Origin of the sequence: Pseudomonas wadenswilerensis (assembly GCF_024749185.1) — a bacterium.
In the GTDB taxonomy this organism is placed as follows: Bacteria; Pseudomonadota; Gammaproteobacteria; order Pseudomonadales; family Pseudomonadaceae; genus Aquipseudomonas; species Aquipseudomonas wadenswilerensis.
Map to the genome: position 1 here is coordinate 4984703 of NZ_CP087191.1, position 21988 is coordinate 5006690.

Here is a 21988-nt window from a genome sequence, read left to right on the forward strand (position 1 = left end):
TGTCAAAAAACGCTTCAACCCCTTGTTTTACTGGGGTTTGCAAAAGTTGGCACGGCACCTGCTATATGTTTGGTACAAGAACAATAACAAGCACTGCAAAAGACAATAAAAATAAGACGAATCGGCTCACGCACAATAAGAACAAGACGGCGGAGGCGCAGCTAACTGATTCTTTTGGAGAGGAGTTGTATTTGGGGCTTGCCCCACAACCAGGCAGAGAACAATAAAAACTGCACTCAAGCAGGGCCTGAACTGGTTGGATCGCATGATCATTGCAACCTCAGCGACCAAAGCAATCCGTTTGCTCTTGATCCCGATTAGGGAGACCGCCCACAAGCTTTTTTTGTGGGCAGGGCACTCAACAAAAACAAGAAGCCCGGCAAAAAAACAATAAGAGCACGCAACTACTTCTTGGGGAGCTTCGGCTCCCCTTGTAGTTTCTGCCCGCCCCAGCCTGTCCGTGCGTCGTCCGACGCGACCGCCTACACCATCCTCCGAGTAAATGCTAGAATCCCCGCCCATCATGCGGCCATTCTTCGTTTTTGGCCGAACATTCCTTCAAACAGTGCATCCCATGCTGAAGAAGCTGTTCCAGTCATTCCGTCCTACCGTGCGTGGCCAGCACCATATTCGCACCACGCCCGAAGTGATCAATAGTGGTCAACATTCGCTGCAACGCGGCCAGTTCAGTCGCCATGCGGTGAACATCGTCGAGCGCCTGCAAAACGCTGGCTACCAGGCCTACCTGGTCGGTGGCTGCGTGCGGGACCAACTTCTGGGCATCACCCCCAAGGATTTCGACGTCGCCACCAGCGCCACCCCTGAACAGGTCCGCGCCGAATTTCGTAACGCCCGTATCATCGGTCGCCGTTTCAAACTGGTTCACATCCATTTCGGGCGTGAAATCATCGAAGTCGCCACCTTCCGCGCCAACCACCCGGAAAGCGAAGAAGAGAACAGCCACACCTCGTCGCGTAACGAGAGTGGGCGGATCCTGCGCGACAATGTCTACGGCACCCTGGAAGAAGACGCGCAGCGCCGCGACTTCACCATCAACGCCTTGTATTACGATCCGGTCAGCGAGCGCATCCTCGATTACGCCAACGGCGTGCACGACATCCGCAACCGCCTGATCCGCCTGATCGGCGACCCGACCCAGCGCTATCAGGAAGACCCGGTACGCATGCTGCGTGCCGTGCGTTTCGCCGCCAAGCTCAATTTCGGCATCGAGAAGCACACCGTGCAGCCGATTCGCCAGCTGGCGCCGATGCTGCGCGAGATCCCGGCGGCGCGCCTGTTCGAAGAGTCGCTCAAGCTGTTCCTCTCCGGGCAGGCTGCCGACACCTTCGAAATGCTCGTCGACCTGGAGCTGTTCGACCCTCTGTTCCCGGCCAGTGCCGAGGCGCTCGAAGAGCATCCGACCTACACCCACACCTTGATCAGCCAGGCATTGATCAATACCGACCTGCGCGTCAGGCAGGGCAAGCCGGTAACCCCGGCCTTCCTGTTCGCCGCCATGCTCTGGCCGGCGCTGCCGGGTCGCGCCCTGCGCCTGCAAAGCCGTGGCATGCCGCCGATCCCGGCAATGAATGAAGCCGCTCACGAGCTGATCGCCGAGCAGTGCCAGCGCATCGCTATCCCCAAGCGCTTCACCATGCCGATTCGCGAGATCTGGGACATGCAGGAGCGCCTGCCACGGCGCAGCGGCAAGCGTGCCGACCTGTTGCTCGACAACCCGCGCTTCCGCGCCGGTTACGACTTCCTGCTGCTGCGTGAAAGCGCTGGCGAAGAAACCGATGGCCTTGGCCAGTGGTGGACCGATTATCAGGACTGCAACGACAGCGAGCGCCGCGACATGATCCGCGAGCTGGGCAACCGCGATGAAGGCGCCGGTGCCGGCCCGCGCAAACGCAAGCGTAGCCCGAGCAAGCGCAAGCGTGCCGACGGCGCAGCAGGCGAGTAACACATGATCCGCGCCTACATTGGCCTGGGCAGCAACCTGGCCGATCCCGAGCAACAACTGCGCAGCGCCGTCGAGGCGCTGGGGCAGTTGCATGAAAGCGCCCTGGCCGGGGTTTCGGCCTTCTACACCAGCGACTCGCTGTCGCCCGGCCAGCCGCGCTACACCAATGCCGTGGCGGCGCTGGAGACCACCCTGGCGCCGCTCGACCTGCTCGATGCGCTGCAGGCCATCGAGGCCGATCAGGGCCGCGAGCGCAAGGAGCGCTGGGGCCCGCGCACCCTCGACCTGGACATCCTGCTGTACGGCGACCAGGTCATCGATGTGCCGCGCCTGAAAGTGCCGCATTACCACATGCAGGCCCGACCGTTCGTCCTTTACCCACTGGCCGAACTGGTACCCGAAGACTTCTGCCTGGCCGATCAGCGGCCCCTGTCCCAATTACTGGCAGATTGCCCGTTCGTCGGTCTGGAACGCTTGTAACCGGGCGATCCCCCAGCCGGTAACGCCCGTAACAGCGCATTAGTAACAATGCGGTAACAGGGTAATTGACTTCAGCCCCCTCGCTCACGACTATAGGCGTCCCGTGGCGCCCCGAGCGCCGCAAAAAGGCGTATATAGGCCTGGAACAGGTCGTATTTCAAACACCACGATCGATGATGTGCTGTTCCAGAAGATGAATACACGCGTTGTACGCAGTCGTTTTTCACAGCGCCTGAACGAGGATTCCTTTTCATGCCAGAAGTAACCCTGACCACCCTGCAGAGCCTCAAGGCCAAGGGTGAGAAAATAACCATGCTGACCTGCTACGACGCGACCTTTGCCCAGGCCGCCAGCCGGGCTGGCGTGGAAGTATTGCTGGTGGGTGACTCCCTGGGCATGGTCCTGCAAGGCCATGACAGCACCTTGCCGGTATCCAATGCCGAGATGGCCTACCACACCGCCTGCGTCAAACGCGGCAACGAAGGTGCGCTGATTCTCGCCGACCTGCCGTTCATGGCCTGCGCCACCACCGAGCAGGCGTTCGCCAACAGCGGCGCGCTTATGCAGGCTGGTGCGCACATGGTCAAGGTCGAAGGTGCCGCCTGGCTGGCGGAAACCATCCGCCTGCTGGCCGAGCGTGGCGTGCCGGTCTGTGCCCATATGGGCCTGACCCCGCAGACCGTGAATATTCTCGGTGGCTACAAGGTTCAAGGCCGCCAGGAAAACCAGGCTCGGCAGATGCGCGCCGACGCCATCGCCCTGGAGCAGGCCGGTGCGGCCATGCTGCTGCTCGAATGCGTACCGACCGAGCTGGCCGCGGAAATCACCCAGGCGGTGAGCATCCCGGTGATCGGCATCGGCGCCGGCAGCGCCACCGACGGCCAGGTGCTGGTGTTGCATGACATGCTCGGCCTGTCGCTGACCGGCCGGGTACCGAAGTTCGTGAAGAACTTCATGGCCGGCCAGAGCGACATTCAAGGCGCGCTCAAGGCTTATGTAGCCGCGGTCAAGGATGTCAGCTTCCCCGGCAGCGAACACGGGTTCAGTGCATGAATACAGTCAAGACCGTCCGCGAACTGCGCGCCGCCGTGGCGCGGGCGCGCAGTGAAGGCAAACGCATCGGCTTCGTGCCGACCATGGGCAACCTGCACAGCGGCCATGCCGCGCTGGTGACCAAAGCCGCGCAACGGGTCGATTTCGTTGTCGCCAGCATCTTCGTCAACCCGCTGCAGTTCGGCCCCAGCGAAGACCTCGACAAGTACCCGCGAACCCTCGCCGCCGACCAGGAGAAACTGCTCCAGGCCGGCTGCCACCTGCTGTTCGCCCCGACCGTCGAGGAGATGTACCCGGACGGCATGGCCGGGCAGACCCGGGTCAGTGTCCCGCAGCTTTCCGACGGGCTTTGCGGTGCCAGCCGCCCGGGCCATTTCGAAGGCGTGGCGACGGTGGTCAGCAAGCTGTTCAATATGGTCCAGCCAGACCTGGCCGTGTTCGGTCAGAAGGACTTCCAGCAGTTGGCGGTGATTCGCGCGCTGGTACGTGACCTGAACATGCCGATCCAGATTATCGGCGAGCCGACCGTGCGCGCCGAAGACGGCCTGGCGCTGTCGTCGCGCAATGGTTACCTGAGCGACGAACAGCGCGCCACGGCGCCAGCGTTGTATCGGGTGCTGAGCCAGATGGCCGCCGCGATCGAGCAGGGTGAACGCAACTATCCGGCGTTGATCGCCAATGGTCAGCAACAACTGAGCGCGGCAGGTTTTCGCCCGGACTACCTGGAAATTCGCCAGGCCCTGAGCCTGCGTCCGGCAGCGTCTGAAGACCGCGATCTGGTGATCCTGGTGGCCGCCTTCCTGGGTGCCACCCGCCTGATCGACAACCTGCACCTGAATCTCGACGACAAGTAAAACGGTCGCCCGCTGGGGACACTCCCTGTAACGCAGGTTGCATGCCTATAATTGGCATCAGCCTGCAAACAGGATGCTTTTTCCAGTGTCCAAGGCAGCTCACGCAATAAGGAAACCTGCAGCGATGGCGTACTACCGCACTCCTCATGATGTCACCGCCCTGCCCGCCTGGCAGGCGCTCCAGCAGCACCGCGAAGCCATGCAGGACTTCAGCATGCGCGACGCGTTCAATGCCGAGCCAAAACGCTTCGAACAGTTTTCCCTGAGTACCTGCGGGCTGTTCCTCGATTACTCGAAAAACCTGATCAACGGCCAGAGCCGTGATCTGCTGGTCAATCTGGCCAACGAGGTCGGCCTGCAAGAGGCAATCAAGGCGCTGTTCGCCGGTGAGATCCTCAACGCCTCCGAAGGCCGCCCGGCCCTGCACACCGCCCTGCGCCGTCCGGTTGGCGACAAGCTGAGCGTCAACGGCGTCAACGTGATGCCCGAGGTGCACAAGGTGCTCAACCAGGTGACCGAACTGGTTGGCCGCATCCATGACGGCCTGTGGCGCGGCTACAGCGAAAAGCCGATCACCGACGTGGTCAACATCGGCATCGGCGGTTCGTTCCTCGGCCCCGAGCTGGTCTCCGAAGCGCTGCTGCCTTACGCCCAGCGCGGCGTGCGCTGCCATTACCTGGCAAACATCGACGGCAGCGAGTTCCACGAGCTGTCGGCCAAGCTGCGTGCCGAAACCACGCTGTTCATCGTCTCGTCCAAGTCGTTCAACACCCTGGAAACCCTGAAGAACGCCCAGGCGGCCCGCGCCTGGTACCTCGCCCAGGGTGGCTCGGAAGCCGAGCTGTACAAGCACTTCATCGCCGTATCCAGCAACAAGGCCGCTGCGGTGGCCTTCGGCATTCGTGAAGAAAACATCTTCCCGATGTGGGACTGGGTCGGCGGGCGTTACTCGCTGTGGTCGGCCATCGGCCTGCCGATTGCACTGGCCATTGGTACTGCCAACTTCAAGGAACTGCTGTCCGGTGCCTACACCATGGACCAGCACTTCCAGAACGCGCCATTCGAACAGAACATGCCGGTGCTGCTGGCCTTGCTGGGCGTCTGGTACGGTAACTTCTGGGGCGCGCAGAGCCATGCGATCCTGCCGTACGACCATTACCTGCGTAACATCACCAAGCACCTGCAACAGCTGGACATGGAATCCAACGGCAAGAGCGTCCGCCAGGACGGCACGCCGGTCAACCACGACACCGGCCCGGTGATCTGGGGTGGCGTGGGTTGTAACGGTCAGCACGCCTACCACCAGTTGCTGCACCAGGGCACCCAGCTGATTCCCGCCGACTTCATCGTCCCGGTGGTCAGCTTCAACCCGGTCGCCGACCATCACCAGTGGCTGTACGCCAACTGCCTGTCGCAGAGCCAGGCGCTGATGCTCGGCAAGACCCGCAGCGAGGCCGAAACCGAACTGCGCGACAAGGGCATGGCCGAAGCCGATATCCAGAAGCTGGCGCCACACAAGGTGATCCCGGGTAACCGCCCGAGCAACACCCTGGTGGTCGAGCGCATCAGCCCGCGGCGCCTCGGCGCACTGGTGGCGATGTACGAACACAAGGTGTTCGTGCAGAGCGTTATCTGGGGCATCAACGCCTTCGACCAGTGGGGCGTGGAGCTGGGCAAGGAGCTGGGCAAGGGTGTGTACCAGCGCCTGACCGGCGGCATCGAAGAGCCTGCCGAGGACGCTTCGACCCAGGGCCTGATCAACTTCTTCCGCAGCCGTCACCGCGGTTGATCGCCTGCGCTGCCCCTGGCCGAACGAACACGGCCAGGGGCAGCGGCTACACTGTCCTGACAAAAACAATCCGTCAGAACAGGACCCCGCCATGTTCGATATCAGCGACTTTCCCCAAGCCGATGCCGTCAGCAAAGCGGCGCAACTGAGCCAGGCCGACTATCAGCGCCTGTACCGCCAGTCCATCGATGACCCGGATGCCTTCTGGACCGAACAAGCCAAGGCCCTGGACTGGATCGAGCCCTGGAGCCAGATCCAGCAGAGCGACATGAAGACCGGCCAGGCCGTCTGGTTCAAAGGTGCGCAACTCAATGTCAGCTACAACTGCATCGACCGTCACCTGGCCACCCGGGGCGATCAGCCGGCGATCATTCGTGAGGGCGACAACCCCACCGATTCCAGTGTCATCACCTACCGCGAACTGCACCAGCAGGTCTGCCGCCTGGCCAATGTACTCAAGCAGCGTGGGGTAAAAAAAGGCGACCGGGTGTGCATCTATATGCCCATGGTTCCGGAAGCGGCCTACGCCATGCTCGCCTGCAGCCGCATCGGCGCCATTCACTCGGTGGTGTTCGGCGGCTTCTCGCCGGATGCGTTGCGCGACCGGATTCTCGACGCCGATTGCCGCACACTGATCACCGCCGACGAGGGTGTTCGCGGCGGCAAGAGCGTGCCGCTGAAGAACAACATCGACAAGGCCCTGCTCAGTTGCCCGAATGTCGGTACGGTGGTGGTGATCAAGCGCACCGGTGGCAAGATCGACTGGCGTGAAGGCCGCGATATCTGGTACCACGAAGCAATCAAATCGGTAGGTGACCAATGCCCACCCGAGCCGATGGATGCCGAAGACCCGCTGTTCATCCTCTACACCTCCGGCAGCACTGGCAAACCCAAGGGCGTGCTGCACACCACCGCGGGTTACCTGCTGCAAGCGGCGCTGACCTTCAAGACCGTGTTCGATTACCGCGAGGGCGAGGTGTTCTGGTGCACTGCCGATGTTGGCTGGGTGACCGGTCACAGCTATATCGTCTACGGGCCGCTGGCCAACGGCGCGATCACCCTGATGTTCGAAGGCGTGCCCAACTACCCGGATACCTCGCGCTTCTGGCAGGTGGTCGACAAGCACCAGGTAAACATCTTCTACACCGCGCCCACCGCCCTGCGTGCGCTGATGCGTGAAGGCCCGGGCCCGCTGGCGAGCACCTCACGCAAGAGCCTGCGCCTGCTCGGCAGCGTTGGCGAGCCGATCAACCCGGAAGCCTGGGAATGGTATTTCGAGGCCGTGGGCGAAAAACGCTGCCCCATCGTCGATACCTGGTGGCAGACCGAAACTGGCGGCATCATGATCAGCCCACTGGTCGGCACCCGGCGGGTCAAACCCGGCTGCGCCACCCAACCGATGTTCGGCGTGCAGCCGGTGTTACTGGACGACAAGGGCAAGCTGATTGAAGGCCCCGGCAGCGGCATGCTGGCGATCAAGGCCAGCTGGCCCGGACAGATCCGCAGCGTGTACGGCGACCCGCAACGAATGATCGATACCTACTTCAAGCCACTGCCGGGTTACTACTTCACCGGCGACGGCGCGCGCCGCGACGAGGACGGTGACCTGTGGATAACCGGACGGATCGATGACGTGATCAACGTCTCCGGCCACCGCATCGGCACCGCCGAAGTCGAAAGCGCCCTGGTGCTGCACGACAGCATCGCCGAAGCGGCCGTTGTCGGGTACCCTCACGATCTCAAGGGGCAAGGCATCTATGCCTTTGTCACGCCCATGAACGGGGTGACCCCGGACGACAGGCTCAAGCAGGAATTACTGGCCCTGGTCAGCAAGGAGATCGGCAGTTTTGCCAAACCCGAGCTGATCCAGTGGGCGCCGGCGCTGCCCAAGACCCGCTCAGGCAAGATCATGCGGCGCATTCTGCGCAAGATCGCCTGCAACGAGCTCGACAGCCTCGGCGATACCTCGACCCTGGCCGATCCGAGCGTGGTCCAGGGCTTGATCGACAAACGCCTGAACACTTAAGCGGCAGCGCTGTTTGGCTGCCTTGCAGACAAGGTAACCATGGAAGCGATTCGCCGCCGTATCGAAACCCAGGTGATGAGCCTGACCGGCTTGTCCCTGGGGCAACTTGACCTGGAAAACCCCAAGGGTGACCCTGGGCTGTTCGGCCCGGGCAGCATCAGCTGGCGCGTGCATGGCGACTTCCCCAGCATGCTGATCGGCGGCATCAGTGCCCTGCTCCTGCAACTGTTGCACCCGCTGGCGCTGGCCGGCGTGTGGGATCACTCCAACTTTCGCCAGGACCTGCTCGGCCGCCTGCGCCGCACCAGCCAGTTCATCTCCGGCACCACCTTCGGCTCGACTCAAGATGCCAACTGGCTGATCGAAAAAGTGCGCACCATTCACTTGCAGGTGGTCGGTAGCGCCGCCGATGGCCGGCCTTATGCTGCCAGCGATCCAGACTTGCTGACCTGGGTGCATGTGGCCGAGGTCAGCAGCTTCCTGGCAGCACACATGCGCTACCGCAACCTGCACCTGCCGATCGCCGATCAGGATGCCTACTACGCCGAGATCGCCCTGATCGCCGAACGCCTGGGCGCCCGCAACGTACCGCGTTCGCGCCAGCAGATTGCCGACTACCTGCAGGCCATGCGCCCCCAACTTATCTGCGACACCCGCAGCCATGAGGTGGTACAGGTGCTGCTCGACGCGCCGGCGCCCAGCCGCCTGGCCCAACCGGTAGGCGCCTTGATGCTGCGAGCCGGAATTGACTTGCTGCCCGAATGGGCCAGCACCATGCTCGAGCTGAGCCAGAACCCGCTGCAGCGCCGGCTGATCCGCCTGGGCATCAACAGCACCGCACCGGTCCTGCGCTGGGCCATGCGCGATGGCTCGGCCCATCGTGCACGGCGACGCATGGGTATCGCCTGAGCAGTGCGCCAATAGCCCTCGCCCGGCCATCTATGCCACCATGCGGGTCTAGCCAGGCCCTGGGACCTGAACCGTTCTGACGCCAAATCCAATAAGAATGAGGAGCCGCGCCATGCAAGATGTCGTAATCGTTGCCGCCACCCGGACCGCCGTGGGTAGCTACCAAGGGGCATTGGCCAACATTCCCGCCGTCGACCTTGGCGCCGCGGTGATCCGCCAGCTGCTGACCCAGACCGGCATCGATGCCGAACTGGTCGACGAAGTCATTCTCGGCCAGGTGCTCACCGCCGGCGCCGGGCAGAACCCGGCGCGCCAGGCCGCGATCAAGGCCGGCCTGCCCCATGCCGTCCCTGCCATGACCCTGAACAAGGTCTGCGGTTCGGGCCTCAAGGCCCTGCACCTGGCGACCCAGGCGATTCGCTGCGGCGACGCCGAGGTGATCATCGCCGGCGGCCAGGAAAACATGAGCCTGGCCAACTACGTCATGCCCGGTGCCCGCACCGGCCTGCGCATGGGTCACAGCACCCTGATCGACAGCATGATCAGCGATGGTTTGTGGGATGCGTTCAACGACTATCACATGGGCATCACCGCCGAGAACCTGGTGGAAAAGTACGGCATCAGCCGTGAAGAACAGGACGCCTTCGCCGCCGCTTCGCAGCAAAAGGCGGTGGCTGCCATCGAAGCCCGGCGTTTCGTCGACGAAATCACCCCGATCCTGATCCCGCAGCGTAAAGGCGAGCCGGTTGCCTTCGCTACCGACGAACAACCACGCGCCGGCACTACTGCCGAGTCGCTGGGCAAGCTCAAGCCGGCGTTCAAGAAGGACGGCACGGTAACAGCCGGCAACGCCTCGTCGCTCAACGACGGTGCGGCAGCAGTACTATTGATGAGCGCGGCCAAGGCGCAGCAGCTGGGCCTGCCGATCCTGGCGCGCATCAAGGCTTACGCCAACGCCGGGGTCGATCCGGCGATCATGGGTATCGGCCCGGTCAGCGCCACCCGCCGCTGCCTGGAAAAAGCCGGTTGGCAGCTGACCGAGCTTGATCTGATCGAAGCCAACGAAGCGTTCGCCGCCCAGGCCCTGTCGGTGGGCAAGGAGCTGGGCTGGGACGCCAGCAAGGTCAACGTCAACGGCGGTGCCATCGCTCTGGGCCATCCGATCGGCGCCTCGGGTTGCCGGGTGCTGGTGACCTTGCTGCATGAAATGATCAAGCGTGATGTCAGCAAGGGCTTGGCTACCCTGTGCATCGGCGGCGGTCAGGGCGTGGCCCTGGCGATCGAACGCTGATCACCGCGGGAGGGGCTGCAACGGCCCCTCCCCTGGCTTGAACTGATAAACTGCACGTCCGCAAACCAAGGCCACGTGCATGTCCCTCTTGAATCAGGCGCTGCGCGCCGCCCTCGACGCCCGCCAGGGCCTTCTCGCCGAACTGCATGCCCAGGGCACCGACTGCTATCGCCTGTTCCATGGCAGCCAGGAGGGCGCCAGCGGCCTGACCATCGACCGCTACGGCCCGCAGCTGCTGGTGCAGAGTTTCCACCAGACCCTCGAGACCAGCGCCTTGCTGGGGCTGCACGCGGCAGTGCAAACGCACCTGGGCCAGGAACTGCTGCTGGTCTACAACGACCGCTCCCAGGGCAACAGCCGCATCGACCGCCGCGATCCGGTGTATCAGGCCAGCGAAGCCGCGCTGGCCGATCATGTCGGTCACGAATGGGGTCTGAACTACCGGGTGCGTGGCCGCCATGCCGGGCAAGACCCGCTGCTGTTCCTCGACCTGCGCAACGCCCGTGGCTGGGTCAAGCAACACAGTGCCGGCAAAAGCGTGCTGAACCTGTTCGCCTATACCTGCGGCGTCGGCCTCAGCGCCGCAGCGGGTGGTGCCCGCGAGGTGTGCAACCTGGACTTTGCCGAAGGCAACCTGGCCGTGGGCAAGGAGAACGGCGCGCTCAACCCGCAACTGCTGCCGATGGGTTTTATCCAGTCCGATTACTTCCCGGCGATCCGTCAATTTGCCGGCCTGCCGGTCAGCCAGCGCCGCGGCCACAAGCTGCCGCCGTATCCGCGCCTGGAGCAGCGCCAGTTCGACCTGGTGTTCCTCGACCCGCCAGCCTGGGCCAAGAGCGCCTTCGGCACCGTCGACCTGCTGCGCGACTACCAGAGCCTGCTCAAGCCGGCCCTGTTGAGCACCGCCGACGATGGCGTGCTGATCTGCTGTAACAACCTGGCAAAGGTCAATCTCGACGACTGGCGCGAGCAGGTGCTGCGCTGCGCCGACAAGGCCGGGCGCCCGGTACGCGACTGGCAGGTGCTCAAACCCGACGGCGACTTTCCGTCGCAGGATGGGCAGCCTCCACTGAAGACCTTGATTCTTCAGCTCTGAAACAAATATCCGTTAATTTTCGGGGTAGCTTCGGAACCGTTTTTACGTGCCATACTCCAACCACCTCCGTTCGAGACAGACGACGCCACACATGCCCAAAGGATTGAAACGCGCCCTCGGCGCCATGCTGGCCGCAGTGGCCTTGTACAGCCTGCTAGGCTTTCTGATTCTCCCAGGGGTTGCCCTGCGTATCGCCAATCAGCAACTGGCCAATTACGCCACGGTGCCGGCGCACCTGCAGCGGATCGAACTCAACCCGTTCAGCCTCGAACTGACCCTCTGGGGCCTGCAGATCGGCGAGCCGGGCAAGGAGCAGGTCGGCTTCGAACGCCTGTACGCCAACCTGCAGCTCGACAGCCTGTGGAGCGGTGCCCTGCACCTGGACGGGGTCGAACTGGACAAGGCGCGGACCGAGCTGCTGTTCGCCAAGGACGGCAGCCTCAACCTCACTCAGTTGTTCAAGCTGCCACCGAGCGAGCCCAAGCCTGAAGAGCCCGCCAGCGATCCGTTCCCGCTGCGCATCGGCAGCATCAAGCTCAGCGAAGGCTACCTGCACTTCCAGGACCTGCGCCCGAGCGAGCCGATCGAGTTCCTCTACGACTCGATGAACCTGGAGCTGAAGAACCTCAGCACCCTGCCCGACGACAGCGCCGACATGACCCTGGTCGCAGTAGGCCCCGGTGGCGGCCGCATCGACTGGAGCGGTACGTTCAGCGTGGTCCCCCTCGCCTCCGAAGGCACCTTGAAAGTCACCGACGGCAAGATGAAGGCCTTCTGGCCTTATGTTCGCGACGCGGTGCCGCTGGTACTGGAAGACGGCGTGGTCAGCCTCGATACCCGCTACAAGCTGAACCTGTCCAAGGAAACCGAGCTGCTGCTGGACAACACCTCGGTGAGCATCGCGCCCTTTGCCATCAAGGCCCCGGATGGCCGTCCGCTGGCCCGCCTGGCGCGTCTGGATGTCAGTGAAACCTCGATCGACCTGGCCAAGCAACTGGTGACCGTCGGCAAGATCCGCAGCGACAAGCTCGAAACCTGGGCAGCAGTGGAGTCCGACGGCCAGCTCGACTGGCAGAAATTGTTCGCCAGCCAGCCGGCCAAGGCCACGCCAAAAGAGAAAGCCGAACCTGCCGCCGCCGAGCCGGATACCAAGGAGAAAGCCGCCGCCGAAGCGCCGAGCAAGCCATGGCAGGTGCTGCTCAAGGACGTGCAACTGCGCAATTACCAGGTGCACCTGGCCGATCGCTCGCAGAAAGAGCCAGTGGCCCTGGATGTCGGCCCGCTGAACCTCGACCTCCAGAATTTCGACAGCCTCAACCAGTCGCCCTTCACCCTCAAGCTCGATACCGGCGTGGGCAAACAAGGCAAGCTGCAGGCCGCCGGTGAAGTAAACCTGGCGCCCGTTACCGCCAAGCTCAAGGTCAATACCCAGGACATCGACCTGCGCGTCGCCCAGGCCTATATCAGCCCGTACATCCGCCTGGAACTACGCAGCGGCATGCTCGGCAGCGACCTCAACGTCGACCTCAAGAGCATCGAGCCGCTGGCCTTCAGCATCGATGGCAAGGCCCAGGTCAACCAGTTGCACACCCTGGACACCATCAAGGACCGTGACTTCGTCAAATGGCAGCAGCTGAACCTCGACGCCTTGTCGTACCGCCACGGTGACGCCCTGACCATTGGCAAGGTGACCCTCAAGCAACCCTATGCGCGCTTCATGATCAACGAGGACCGCACCACCAACGTCGATGACCTGCTGATCCCGCAACCGGCCACCGCGCAATCCAGGGCGCCCAGCAAAGCCAAGGCCCCGGCCGAGAAGCCACTGGGTATCCGCATCGGTGCAATCGACATCAACGACGGTTCGGCCAACTTTGCCGACTTCAGCCTGACGCCGAACTTCGCTACTGCCATCCAGCAGCTCAACGGCCAGATCGGCACCATCGACAATCGTCAGCCGAAACCTGCCAAGGTCGACATCAAGGGCAAGGTCGATCGCTATGCACCCGTGACCATCAAAGGCTCGCTGAACCCCTTCGACCCGATGGCCGCGCTGGACATCGCGACCAGCTTCAAACGCGTCGAGCTGACCACCCTGACCCCTTATTCAGGCAAGTTTGCAGGTTTCCGCATCCGCAAGGGCCGGCTCAACATCGACCTGCACTACGTGATCACCCAGGGCAAGCTCAAGGCCGAGAACAAAGTGGTGGTCGAGCAGCTGCAATTGGGGGAGAAGGTCGACAGCCCGGATGCGGTGGACCTGCCGATTCGCCTGGCAGTCGCCCTGCTCAAGGATACCGACGGCAAGATTTCCATTGAGCTGCCAGTGACCGGCGACCTCAACGACCCGCAGTTCAGCGTCATGCCGATCGTCTGGCAGACCCTGCGCAACCTGGTGCTGCGTGCGGCCCAGGCGCCCTTCAAGTTCATTGGCGGGCTGGTCAGCGGCGGCGACTCCCAGGACCTGGGTAACGTGGCCTTCGCCGCCGGCTCCAGTGACCTGGGCCCGGATGCGCAAAGCGCTCTGGACAAGCTGGCGACGGCGCTCAAGGAACGCCCGGCCCTGCGCCTGGAGATCGAAGGCACCAGCGCCCAGAGCAGCGATGGGCCGCTGATTGCCCAGCAGCGCCTGGAGCGTGAGTACCAGAGCACCTACTACAAGATCCTCCAGCGCCGCGGTGACAAGGTGCCAGCACAGGCCTCCGACCTGAAGGTCCCGGATGGCGACAAGCCGGCCATGCTCGAAGGCATCTACCGTACCCGGATGAAGAAACAGCCGCCGACGGAATGGGAACAGCTGGACCGCGAGCAGCGCACTACCCAGTTGCGCGATGCAGTGCTCAAGTCCTGGGGCGAAAGCGCCCTGCTGCTGCGCCAGTTGGGTCAGGCCAGGGCCAGCAGTATCAAGGACTACCTGGTGGACAAAGGCCAGTTGGCTGATGACCGGGTGTATTTCGTCGATGCCAGCCTGGGCCAGGCTGAGGCGGATGGGCGGGTGATCTCGCCACTGCATCTGGACGCGGAGTGAAGTAGGCCCCTATCGCGGGGCAAGCCCGTTCCCACAAACCGCCCCCAAAAAGAAGCCCCGGCAACCAGTGCCGGGGCTTTGAGTGACCAAGTCCTTTTGGTCGTTCGCATGAACCTGAAAGGTCAGCGAGTCGGAACAAACTATTAATTGGTTTTCAGGCCATCAGCCGAGACGGCTTGAACGCCTTTGATCTTCTTGGCGATAGCGACCGCCATGTCTTTCTGCGAATCCGTCACGGCAACATCGGAAGACAGGGAGACCACGCCTTTGTTGGTTTCGACCTTGATGTCGGTGCCTGGGATGCCTTTCTCGGTCATCAGGTCAGCTTTGACCTTGGTGGTGATCCAGGTGTCGGAGGTCGCTTCTTTTGCTTTGGTAACTTCACCAGCAGCAACGGTCAGCGGAGCCTGGGAGGGCTGTTGGGCAAATGCCGCGTTAGCCATGGTCAGGGTCAGGGCGGTGGCAGTAGCGGCAGCAATAGCGAACTTCTTCATACGAGACACTCCTGTTTTTCGAAAAGTCTGCGCCGTCAGTCCTGGCAGCAGGGGTATGAATACTGTTGCAGGGCCTGTGCCAGCTTTTGCTATTAATTTTTCCCTTATAAATCAGATACTTGTACAAACAGGCAAACATCTGAATCGTGCATTTTGCAAGCAGTGGCAAAATCCTGCATGCAAGATGCAAGTCCGCAAGACATTGTGCGCAGGCACAAAAAAAGGACCCCGAGGGGTCCTTCTTCTTAAGCTGCGTGCTTAGACGCCGGATGCCTTGGCAGCGGCAACGTCCTTGATCGACAGCTTGATACGGCCGCGGTTGTCCACGTCCAGTACCAGTACTTCAACTTCCTGACCTTCTTTGAGGATGTCGGTCACTTTCTCGACGCGAGCATCGCTCAGCATGGAGATGTGAACCAGACCGTCCTTGCCAGGCAGGATGTTGACGAAGGCACCGAAGTCGACAATGCGCTCGACCTTACCGACGTAGATCTTGCCGATCTCGGCCTCGGCAGTGATGCTCAGAACGCGCTGACGAGCAGCTTCAGCGGCGTCTTTGGTCTCACCGAAGATCTTGATCGAACCGTCGTCTTCGATGTCGATCGAAGCCTTGGTTTCTTCGCAGATGGCACGGATGGTCGCGCCGCCTTTACCGATGACGTCACGGATCTTGTCGGTGTCGATCTTCATGGCGATCATGGTCGGAGCGTTTTCCGACAGTTCGCTACGGGACTGACCAATGATCTGGTTCATCTGGCCGAGGATGTTCAGGCGCGCTTCCAGGGCTTGGCCCAGGGCGATTTCCATGATCTCTTCGGTGATACCGTTGATCTTGATGTCCATCTGCAGCGCGGTAACACCCTTGGCGGTACCGGCTACCTTGAAGTCCATGTCGCCCAGGTGGTCTTCGTCACCGAGGATGTCGGTCAGAATGGCGAATTTCTCACCTTCTTTAACCAGACCCATGGCGATACCGGCAACCGGCGCCTTCATCGGTACACCGGCGTCCATCAGTGCCAGGGAAGCACCACAGACCGAAGCCATGGAGCTGGAACCGTTGGATTCGGTGATTTCCGATACGACGCGGATGGTGTACGGGAACACGTCAGCGGCAGGCAGCATGGCCTGAACCGAACGGCGGGCCAGACGGCCGTGACCGATTTCGCGACGGCCAGCACCGCCCATGCGGCCACACTCGCCCACCGAGAACGGCGGGAAGTTGTAGTGCAGCATGAAGGGGTCTTTCTTCTCGCCTTCGAGGGTGTCCAGCAGCTGGGCATCACGGGCAGTACCCAGGGTTGCAACGACCAGGGCCTGGGTTTCGCCACGGGTGAACAGCGCCGAACCGTGGGTCTTCGGCAGCACGCCGACTTCGATGTTCAGCGGACGTACGGTCTTGGTGTCGCGGCCGTCGATACGTGGCTTGCCGTTGACGATGTTTTCGCGAACGGTGCGGTATTCGATTTCGCCGAAGATTTCTTTGACTTCGGAAGCCGAAGGTTGACCTTCTTCACCGGAGAACTTGGCGATCACTTGCTCGCGCAGTTCGCCCAGGCGAGCGTAACGGTCAGCCTTGACGGTGATGGTGTAGGCGTCGGAAACCGCAGCACCGAACTCGCCACGGATGGCGCTCAGCAGTGGGGTGTTCTCGGCCTTGGCAGTCCAGTCCCAAGTCGGCTTGGCAGCTTCGGCGGCCAGCTCTTTGACAGCCTGGATCACGGCCTGGAATTCGTCGTGAGCGAACAGTACGGCGCCCAGCATCTGGTCTTCGGTCAGCTCTTTGGCTTCCGATTCAACCATCAGTACGGCGTCGGAGGTACCGGCAACGACCATGTCCAGGCTCGAGGCAGCCAGTTGCTCGTAGGTCGGGTTCAGCAGGTAGCCGGTGCTTTCGTGGAAAGCTACGCGGGCGGCGCCGATCGGGCCTTCGAACGGAATGCCGGAGATGGCCAGGGCAGCCGAGGTACCGATCATCGCAGCGATGTCCGGATCGGTCTTCTTGCTGGTGGAAACGACGGTGCAGACAACCTGCACTTCGTTCATGAAGCCTTCAGGGAACAGCGGACGGATCGGACGGTCGATCAGTCGCGAGGTCAGGGTTTCTTTCTCGGAAGGACGGCCTTCACGCTTGAAGAAACCACCAGGGATCTTGCCGGCGGCGTAGGTCTTTTCCTGATAGTGAACGGACAGGGGGAAGAAGCCTTTGCCTGGATCGGCCTGTTTGGCACCGACCACGGTCACCAGTACGGTGACATCGTTGTCGACGGTGACCAATACGGCGCCGGACGCTTGACGAGCAATACGGCCCGTCTCGAGGGTAACGGTCGATTGACCGAATTGGAATTTCTTGATTACCGGGTTCACGGTTTCCTACCTTTTTCAGTGGCTCTGGGGGAACTGGTTCTTGCGAATTCTTGGGCAGAACAGGGAATCGGCCCTGTTGGCAGTCCAGATAAAACTAGAGGTTGGAAGCCTGCCCTGCCCTTGCGGTAAACCGCTCAGGCGAGACAGACAGCCAACCTCATAGATACGCAAGGCGTGCTCACCAGCACGGGGGCCAAAGGCTCCGCCTGGTGACTGCAGCACGCCGTGCACACCACTGGCCAGGCCGCTATTAGCGACGCAGACCCAGACGACCGATCAGGGCGCTGTAACGAGTGGTGTCCTTGCCTTTCAGGTAGTCCAGCAGCTTGCGACGCTGGTTAACCATGCGGATCAGACCACGACGGGAGTGGTGGTCTTTGCCGTTGGCCTTGAAGTGGCCTTGCAGCTTGTTGATGTTGGCGGTCAGCAGTGCAACTTGCACTTCTGGGCTACCGGTGTCACCGGCGGCTTGCTGGTATTCGCCAACGATCTTTGCTTTTTCTTCAACGCTGAGTGCCATCTGGCTTCTCCAAATCAAGGGAAACCGAACAAACGGTTTCCAATAGGCCAGGGACTGCTCCCTGTATTCATAAAGTGAGGCGTGACCGTGCCTATTAACAGCCATCCTCTTTACCACCAGTACCAGGCCTGAACCTGACACTGAAGGTTTCGATCATTCTGACCGAATCAAGCGACGCGGCGCGATGCGCCCGTCTTCGCTCACTTCACCGATACCGATGAAGCGACCATTGTGATCCTGTACCCGGACCATGCCGAACTTCGGCGCGTCGGGGGCTCTGACCGGCTGACCATTCAGCCAGTAGAACGCACTGTGCTCGGAGAACTGCAACAGTGGCCAGTCCTGCAGACCGCTGTCCGATGGCATCAGGAAGCGATCGACCGCTTCGTTGCCACCTTCGGCGTGGACCGCTTCGAGTTCTTCGAGGGTCACGGTCTGGGCCAGCTCGAAGGGACCGGCGTGTGTGCGACGCAGTTGGGCGACATAAGCCCCGCAACCAAGCACCTCGCCGATGTCCTCGACCAGGGTGCGGATGTAGGTGCCTTTGCTGCAGCCGACCGACAGCCGGACACGGGTGCCTTCGCACTCGAGCAATTCCAAGCGGTTAATAGTAACAGAACGCGCCTCGCGCTCCACTACTTCACCTGCACGGGCCAGCTTGTACAGCGGCTGGCCGTCACGCTTGAGGGCCGAGTACATCGGCGGTATCTGACTGATTTGACCACGAAATTGTGGCAAAACCGCTTCGATATCGGCGCGACCAACGGTCACGTCACGGGTTTTCAGCACCTCACCTTCGGCATCGCCGGTGGTGGTGGTCTGCCCCAGTTGCATGACCGTCTCGTAGCCCTTGTCGGAATCGAGCAGGTACTGCGAGAACTTGGTCGCCTCACCGAAGCACAGTGGCAGCACGCCACTGGCCAGTGGATCGAGGCTACCGGTGTGCCCGGCCTTTTCGGCGTTGAGCAGCCAGCGGACCTTCTGCAAGGCAGCGTTGGAAGTGAACCCCAACGGCTTGTCGAGCAGGATGATGCCGCTGACGTTACGACGGATACGCTTGACCTGAGCCACCGCTTACTCCTTGGTGTCCAGGGGCGTGTCGGAAGCCTGGTGCAGCTTGTCTTCGGCGACGGCGCGTTCGATCAGGGCCGACAGGTGGGCACCGCGACTGATGCTCTCGTCATAGTGGAAATGCAGTTGCGGCACGCTGCGCAGTTGCATTTCCTTGCCCAGGTGCACGCGCAGGAAACTGGCCGCGCCGTTGAGCACCTTGAGGGTCTGCTTGATGTCTTCCGCGCCTTCCTGGCCCATGGAGGTGATGAACACCTTGGCATGGCCGACATCGCGGCTGACATCCACAGCGGTAATGGTGACCACGCCGACACGCGGGTCTTTGACTTCACGACGGATCAACTGAGCCAGCTCGCGCTGAATCTGATCGCCAATGCGTTGGGTACGGCTATATTCTTTTGCCATTTTTGCTACCTGTAACTAAAGCGGCAAACGCCCGGCCAGGCTAGAGCCGGACCGGGCGTTGCGTTCAGAGCCGCCAAGCGACGCCCTGGGGCGGACAATTGGCGGTTCCCATGCTCGCGGCTTAGAGCGTACGAGCCACTTGGACTTTCTCGAAGACTTCGATCTTGTCGCCGACCTTGACGTCGTTGTAGCTCTTGACGCCGATACCGCATTCCATGCCGGCACGTACTTCGGACGCATCGTCCTTGAAGCGACGCAGCGATTCCAGCTCGCCTTCGAAGATCACCACGTCCTCGCGCAGTACGCGGATCGGACGGTTGCGGTAGACCACACCCTCGACGACCATGCAGCCGGCGATGGCGCCGAACTTCGGCGAACGGAACACGTCACGCACTTCGGCGATACCCAGGATGTTCTCGCGAACATCGCTGCCGAGCATACCGGTCAGGGCTTTCTTGACGTCTTCAATGATGTCGTAGATCACGTTGTAGTAACGCATATCCAGACCTTCCTGCTCGACGATCTTGCGCGCGCCGGCATCGGCACGCACGTTGAAGCCGAACAGTACTGCATTGGAAGCCAGGGCCAGGTTGGCATCGCTCTCGGTGATACCACCGACGCCGCCGCCAATCACGCGAACCTGTACTTCGTCGTTGCCCAGGCCGCTCAGGGAGCCCTGCAGGGCCTCGAGAGAACCACGAACATCGGACTTGAGCACGATGTTGAGGGTCTTCTTCTCTTCCTGGCCCATGTTCTCGAAGATGTTCTCGAGTTTGCCAGCGTGAGCGCGAGCCAGTTTGACCTCGCGGAACTTGCCTTGACGGAACAGGGCAACTTCACGGGCTTTCTTCTCGTCAGCCACTACCGACAGCTCGTCACCGGCGTCCGGAGTGCCATCCAGGCCGAGAATCTCGACCGGGATCGACGGGCCGGCTTCCTTAACAGGCTTGCCGTTTTCGTCGAGCATGGCCCGTACACGGCCATAGTTCGAACCGCACAGAACCATGTCGCCCTGACGCAGGGTACCGTCCTGAACCAGCACGGTAGCCACCGGGCCACGGCCCTTGTCCAGGCGCGACTCGACCACTACACCACGACCCGGGGCCGATGGAGTGGCCTTGAGCTCGAGGATCTCGGCTTGCAGCAGAACGGCTTCGAGCAGTTCGTCGACACCGGTACCCATCTTCGCCGACACCTTGACGAACGGAGTGTCGCCACCCCAGTCCTCGGAAGTGACGCCTTCGACGGACAGCTCGTTACGGATACGATCGAGGTCAGCACCTGGCTTGTCGATCTTGTTCACCGCCACGACCAGCGGAACACCGGCAGCCTTGGCGTGCTGGACCGCTTCGCGGGTTTGCGGCATCACGCCGTCGTCCGCTGCAACCACCAGGATCACGATGTCGGTCGCCTTGGCACCACGGGCACGCATGGCGGTAAACGCGGCGTGACCCGGGGTGTCGAGGAAGGTGACCATGCCGCGGTCGGTTTCCACGTGGTACGCACCGATGTGCTGGGTAATACCACCGGCTTCGCCAGCAGCAACCTTGGCACGACGGATGTAGTCGAGCAGCGAGGTCTTACCGTGGTCAACGTGGCCCATTACGGTCACGACTGGTGCACGGGAGAAGGTCTCGCCTTCGAACTTCAACGACTCAGCCAGGGAATCTTCCAGGGCGGTGTCGCTGACCAGGGTGACCTTGTGGCCCAGCTCTTCGGCGATCAGCTGAGCTGTCTCCTGGTCGAGCACCTGGTTGATGGTCACCGGAGTGCCCAGTTTGAACATGAACTTGACCACTTCAGCGCCCTTGACGGACATCTGGTTGGCCAGGTCGGAAACCGTGATGGTCTCGCCGATCTGCACGTCGCGGACAACCGGACCGGTCGGGTTCTGGAAGCCATGGGCGTTGCGCTTCTTCGGCTTGCCCTTGCCACGGCCACCACGACGGAAGCCATCGCTTTCTTCGTCGGTGGTACGCGGAGCGGCACGCGGGGTAGGCGCCTTTTCCTTTTCCTTGACCTTGACCGAAACGCGCGGCGCTTCGTTGCGGCGCTCGCCGCCACGACGCTCGTCGTCACGCGACTTGTCGCTGCGACGCACGTCGTCTTTCTTGCGGTCGGCAACCGGTGCCGGAGCGGCGTCCGCGGCGGCCTGGATCACTGGCGCTGCAGCCGGAGCCGGAGCGGCAGCAGCCGGCGCGGCAGACGCAGCGGCTGGCTGACGACGGGCTTCTTCCTCGGCACGCTGACGTGCTTCGCCATCGGCTTTTTCACGGGCAGCGTTTTCCGCTGCACGGCGCTCTTCCAGCTCGCGCTTCTGCTCGGCCTGGATTTCTTCCGGGCTGCGCTGAACGAATACTTTCTTCTTGCGTACTTCTACGCTGATGCTCTTGCTACCGGCGACACGCAGGGTGCTGGTGGTTTTGCGCTGCAAGGTGATCTTGCGCGGCTCTTCCACTTTTGCCTTGTGGCTGCTCTTCAAATGAGCCAGCAATGCCTGCTTCTCATTGTCGGTCACTACCTGACCGGCGTCGGTGTGCGGCAGACCTGCCTCACGCATCTGCTGCAGCAGGCGCTCTACCGGTGCAGCGACCTCTTGGGCCAATTCTTTCACCGTGACTTGCGTCATGCACTTCTCTCCTCAG

Annotated in this window: 16 protein-coding genes; 10 read left to right on the forward strand and 6 right to left on the reverse strand. The window is 62.0% G+C overall.

The features are described 5' to 3' along the window. Positions 1 to 574: 574 nt before the first annotated feature. The 10 genes from LOY45_RS22860 (at position 575) to LOY45_RS22905 (ending at position 14489) form a co-directional block, all read left to right on the forward strand. Positions 575 to 1963 (forward strand): polynucleotide adenylyltransferase PcnB, encoded by a 1389-nt coding sequence (locus tag LOY45_RS22860; RefSeq protein WP_166675634.1) that lies wholly within the window; start codon positions 575 to 577, stop codon positions 1961 to 1963. A 3-nt stretch (positions 1964 to 1966) separates the two neighbouring features. Further along, positions 1967 to 2443 carry a 2-amino-4-hydroxy-6-hydroxymethyldihydropteridine diphosphokinase gene (folK, locus tag LOY45_RS22865; protein WP_134061344.1) on the forward strand — a complete coding sequence of 159 codons (477 nt, stop codon included), beginning with the start codon at positions 1967 to 1969 and terminating at the stop codon, positions 2441 to 2443. Positions 2444 to 2695: 252 nt separating this feature from the next. Next, complete coding sequence (panB, locus tag LOY45_RS22870; protein ID WP_115085246.1) at positions 2696 to 3496, forward strand: 3-methyl-2-oxobutanoate hydroxymethyltransferase; 801 nt, start codon at positions 2696 to 2698, stop codon at positions 3494 to 3496. Beyond that, positions 3493 to 4350, forward strand: a complete 858-nt coding sequence (gene panC / locus LOY45_RS22875; RefSeq protein ID WP_115085245.1) for a pantoate--beta-alanine ligase — start codon at positions 3493 to 3495, stop codon at positions 4348 to 4350. Before panB ends, panC begins: the two co-directional genes overlap by 4 nt. Positions 4351 to 4474: 124 nt before the next feature. Then, a complete protein-coding gene (pgi, locus tag LOY45_RS22880) occupies positions 4475 to 6139 on the forward strand; it encodes a glucose-6-phosphate isomerase (protein ID WP_115085244.1) in 1665 nt (554 codons plus the stop codon). Positions 6140 to 6230: 91 nt separating this feature from the next. Continuing rightward, positions 6231 to 8165: an acetate--CoA ligase gene (gene acs, locus LOY45_RS22885; protein ID WP_115085243.1), complete on the forward strand. Its 1935-nt coding sequence runs from the start codon at positions 6231 to 6233 to the stop codon at positions 8163 to 8165. A gap of 39 nt (positions 8166 to 8204) precedes the next feature. Then, complete coding sequence (locus tag LOY45_RS22890; RefSeq protein ID WP_258578408.1) at positions 8205 to 9074, forward strand: oxygenase MpaB family protein; 870 nt, start codon at positions 8205 to 8207, stop codon at positions 9072 to 9074. Between the two features lie 112 nt (positions 9075 to 9186). Then, entirely contained in the window at positions 9187 to 10365 is a 1179-nt protein-coding gene (locus tag LOY45_RS22895; protein ID WP_258578409.1) for an acetyl-CoA C-acetyltransferase, read from the forward strand. 79 nt (positions 10366 to 10444) lie between these two features. Next, positions 10445 to 11461 (forward strand): class I SAM-dependent rRNA methyltransferase, encoded by a 1017-nt coding sequence (locus LOY45_RS22900; protein WP_258578410.1) that lies wholly within the window; start codon positions 10445 to 10447, stop codon positions 11459 to 11461. 46 nt (positions 11462 to 11507) lie between these two features. Next, entirely contained in the window at positions 11508 to 14489 is a 2982-nt protein-coding gene (locus LOY45_RS22905; protein WP_442795900.1) for a DUF748 domain-containing protein, read from the forward strand. A 143-nt stretch (positions 14490 to 14632) separates the two neighbouring features. Here the strand turns inward: LOY45_RS22905 and LOY45_RS22910 are convergent, their stop codons facing one another. From LOY45_RS22910 to infB, 6 genes are all read right to left on the reverse strand, one after another. Then, positions 14633 to 14983: a BON domain-containing protein gene (locus LOY45_RS22910; protein WP_115085238.1), complete on the reverse strand. Its 351-nt coding sequence runs from the start codon at positions 14981 to 14983 to the stop codon at positions 14633 to 14635. A gap of 258 nt (positions 14984 to 15241) precedes the next feature. Next, positions 15242 to 17347: a polyribonucleotide nucleotidyltransferase gene (pnp, locus tag LOY45_RS22915; RefSeq protein ID WP_038998668.1), complete on the reverse strand. Its 2106-nt coding sequence runs from the start codon at positions 17345 to 17347 to the stop codon at positions 15242 to 15244. 250 nt (positions 17348 to 17597) lie between these two features. Continuing rightward, the gene (rpsO, locus tag LOY45_RS22920) at positions 17598 to 17867 is read right to left on the reverse strand and encodes a 30S ribosomal protein S15 (RefSeq protein WP_010222985.1); all 270 of its coding nucleotides are present in this window, start codon (positions 17865 to 17867) and stop codon (positions 17598 to 17600) included. A 153-nt stretch (positions 17868 to 18020) separates the two neighbouring features. Continuing rightward, complete coding sequence (gene truB, locus LOY45_RS22925; RefSeq protein ID WP_115085236.1) at positions 18021 to 18938, reverse strand: tRNA pseudouridine(55) synthase TruB; 918 nt, start codon at positions 18936 to 18938, stop codon at positions 18021 to 18023. Between the two features lie 3 nt (positions 18939 to 18941). Continuing rightward, complete coding sequence (gene rbfA, locus LOY45_RS22930; protein WP_010222983.1) at positions 18942 to 19343, reverse strand: 30S ribosome-binding factor RbfA; 402 nt, start codon at positions 19341 to 19343, stop codon at positions 18942 to 18944. 121 nt (positions 19344 to 19464) lie between these two features. Next, positions 19465 to 21972: a translation initiation factor IF-2 gene (infB, locus tag LOY45_RS22935; protein WP_115085235.1), complete on the reverse strand. Its 2508-nt coding sequence runs from the start codon at positions 21970 to 21972 to the stop codon at positions 19465 to 19467. Positions 21973 to 21988 lie beyond the last annotated feature (16 nt).

Excerpts from the sequence above, each read along its gene's own strand:
- LOY45_RS22890 (WP_258578408.1), top strand. The coding sequence starts at position 8,205 with ATGGAAGCGATTCGCCGCCGTATCGAAACCCAGGTGATGAGCCTGACC.
- acs (WP_115085243.1), top strand. The coding sequence starts at position 6,231 with ATGTTCGATATCAGCGACTTTCCCCAAGCCGATGCCGTCAGCAAAGCG.
- rpsO (WP_010222985.1), bottom strand. The coding sequence starts at position 17,867 with ATGGCACTCAGCGTTGAAGAAAAAGCAAAGATCGTTGGCGAATACCAG.
- LOY45_RS22895 (WP_258578409.1), top strand. The coding sequence starts at position 9,187 with ATGCAAGATGTCGTAATCGTTGCCGCCACCCGGACCGCCGTGGGTAGC.
- folK (WP_134061344.1), top strand. The coding sequence starts at position 1,967 with ATGATCCGCGCCTACATTGGCCTGGGCAGCAACCTGGCCGATCCCGAG.
- panC (WP_115085245.1), top strand. The coding sequence starts at position 3,493 with ATGAATACAGTCAAGACCGTCCGCGAACTGCGCGCCGCCGTGGCGCGG.
- LOY45_RS22910 (WP_115085238.1), bottom strand. The coding sequence starts at position 14,983 with ATGAAGAAGTTCGCTATTGCTGCCGCTACTGCCACCGCCCTGACCCTG.
- infB (WP_115085235.1), bottom strand. The coding sequence starts at position 21,972 with ATGACGCAAGTCACGGTGAAAGAATTGGCCCAAGAGGTCGCTGCACCG.
- LOY45_RS22900 (WP_258578410.1), top strand. The coding sequence starts at position 10,445 with ATGTCCCTCTTGAATCAGGCGCTGCGCGCCGCCCTCGACGCCCGCCAG.
- LOY45_RS22860 (WP_166675634.1), top strand. The coding sequence starts at position 575 with ATGCTGAAGAAGCTGTTCCAGTCATTCCGTCCTACCGTGCGTGGCCAG.
- pgi (WP_115085244.1), top strand. The coding sequence starts at position 4,475 with ATGGCGTACTACCGCACTCCTCATGATGTCACCGCCCTGCCCGCCTGG.
- panB (WP_115085246.1), top strand. The coding sequence starts at position 2,696 with ATGCCAGAAGTAACCCTGACCACCCTGCAGAGCCTCAAGGCCAAGGGT.
- rbfA (WP_010222983.1), bottom strand. The coding sequence starts at position 19,343 with ATGGCAAAAGAATATAGCCGTACCCAACGCATTGGCGATCAGATTCAG.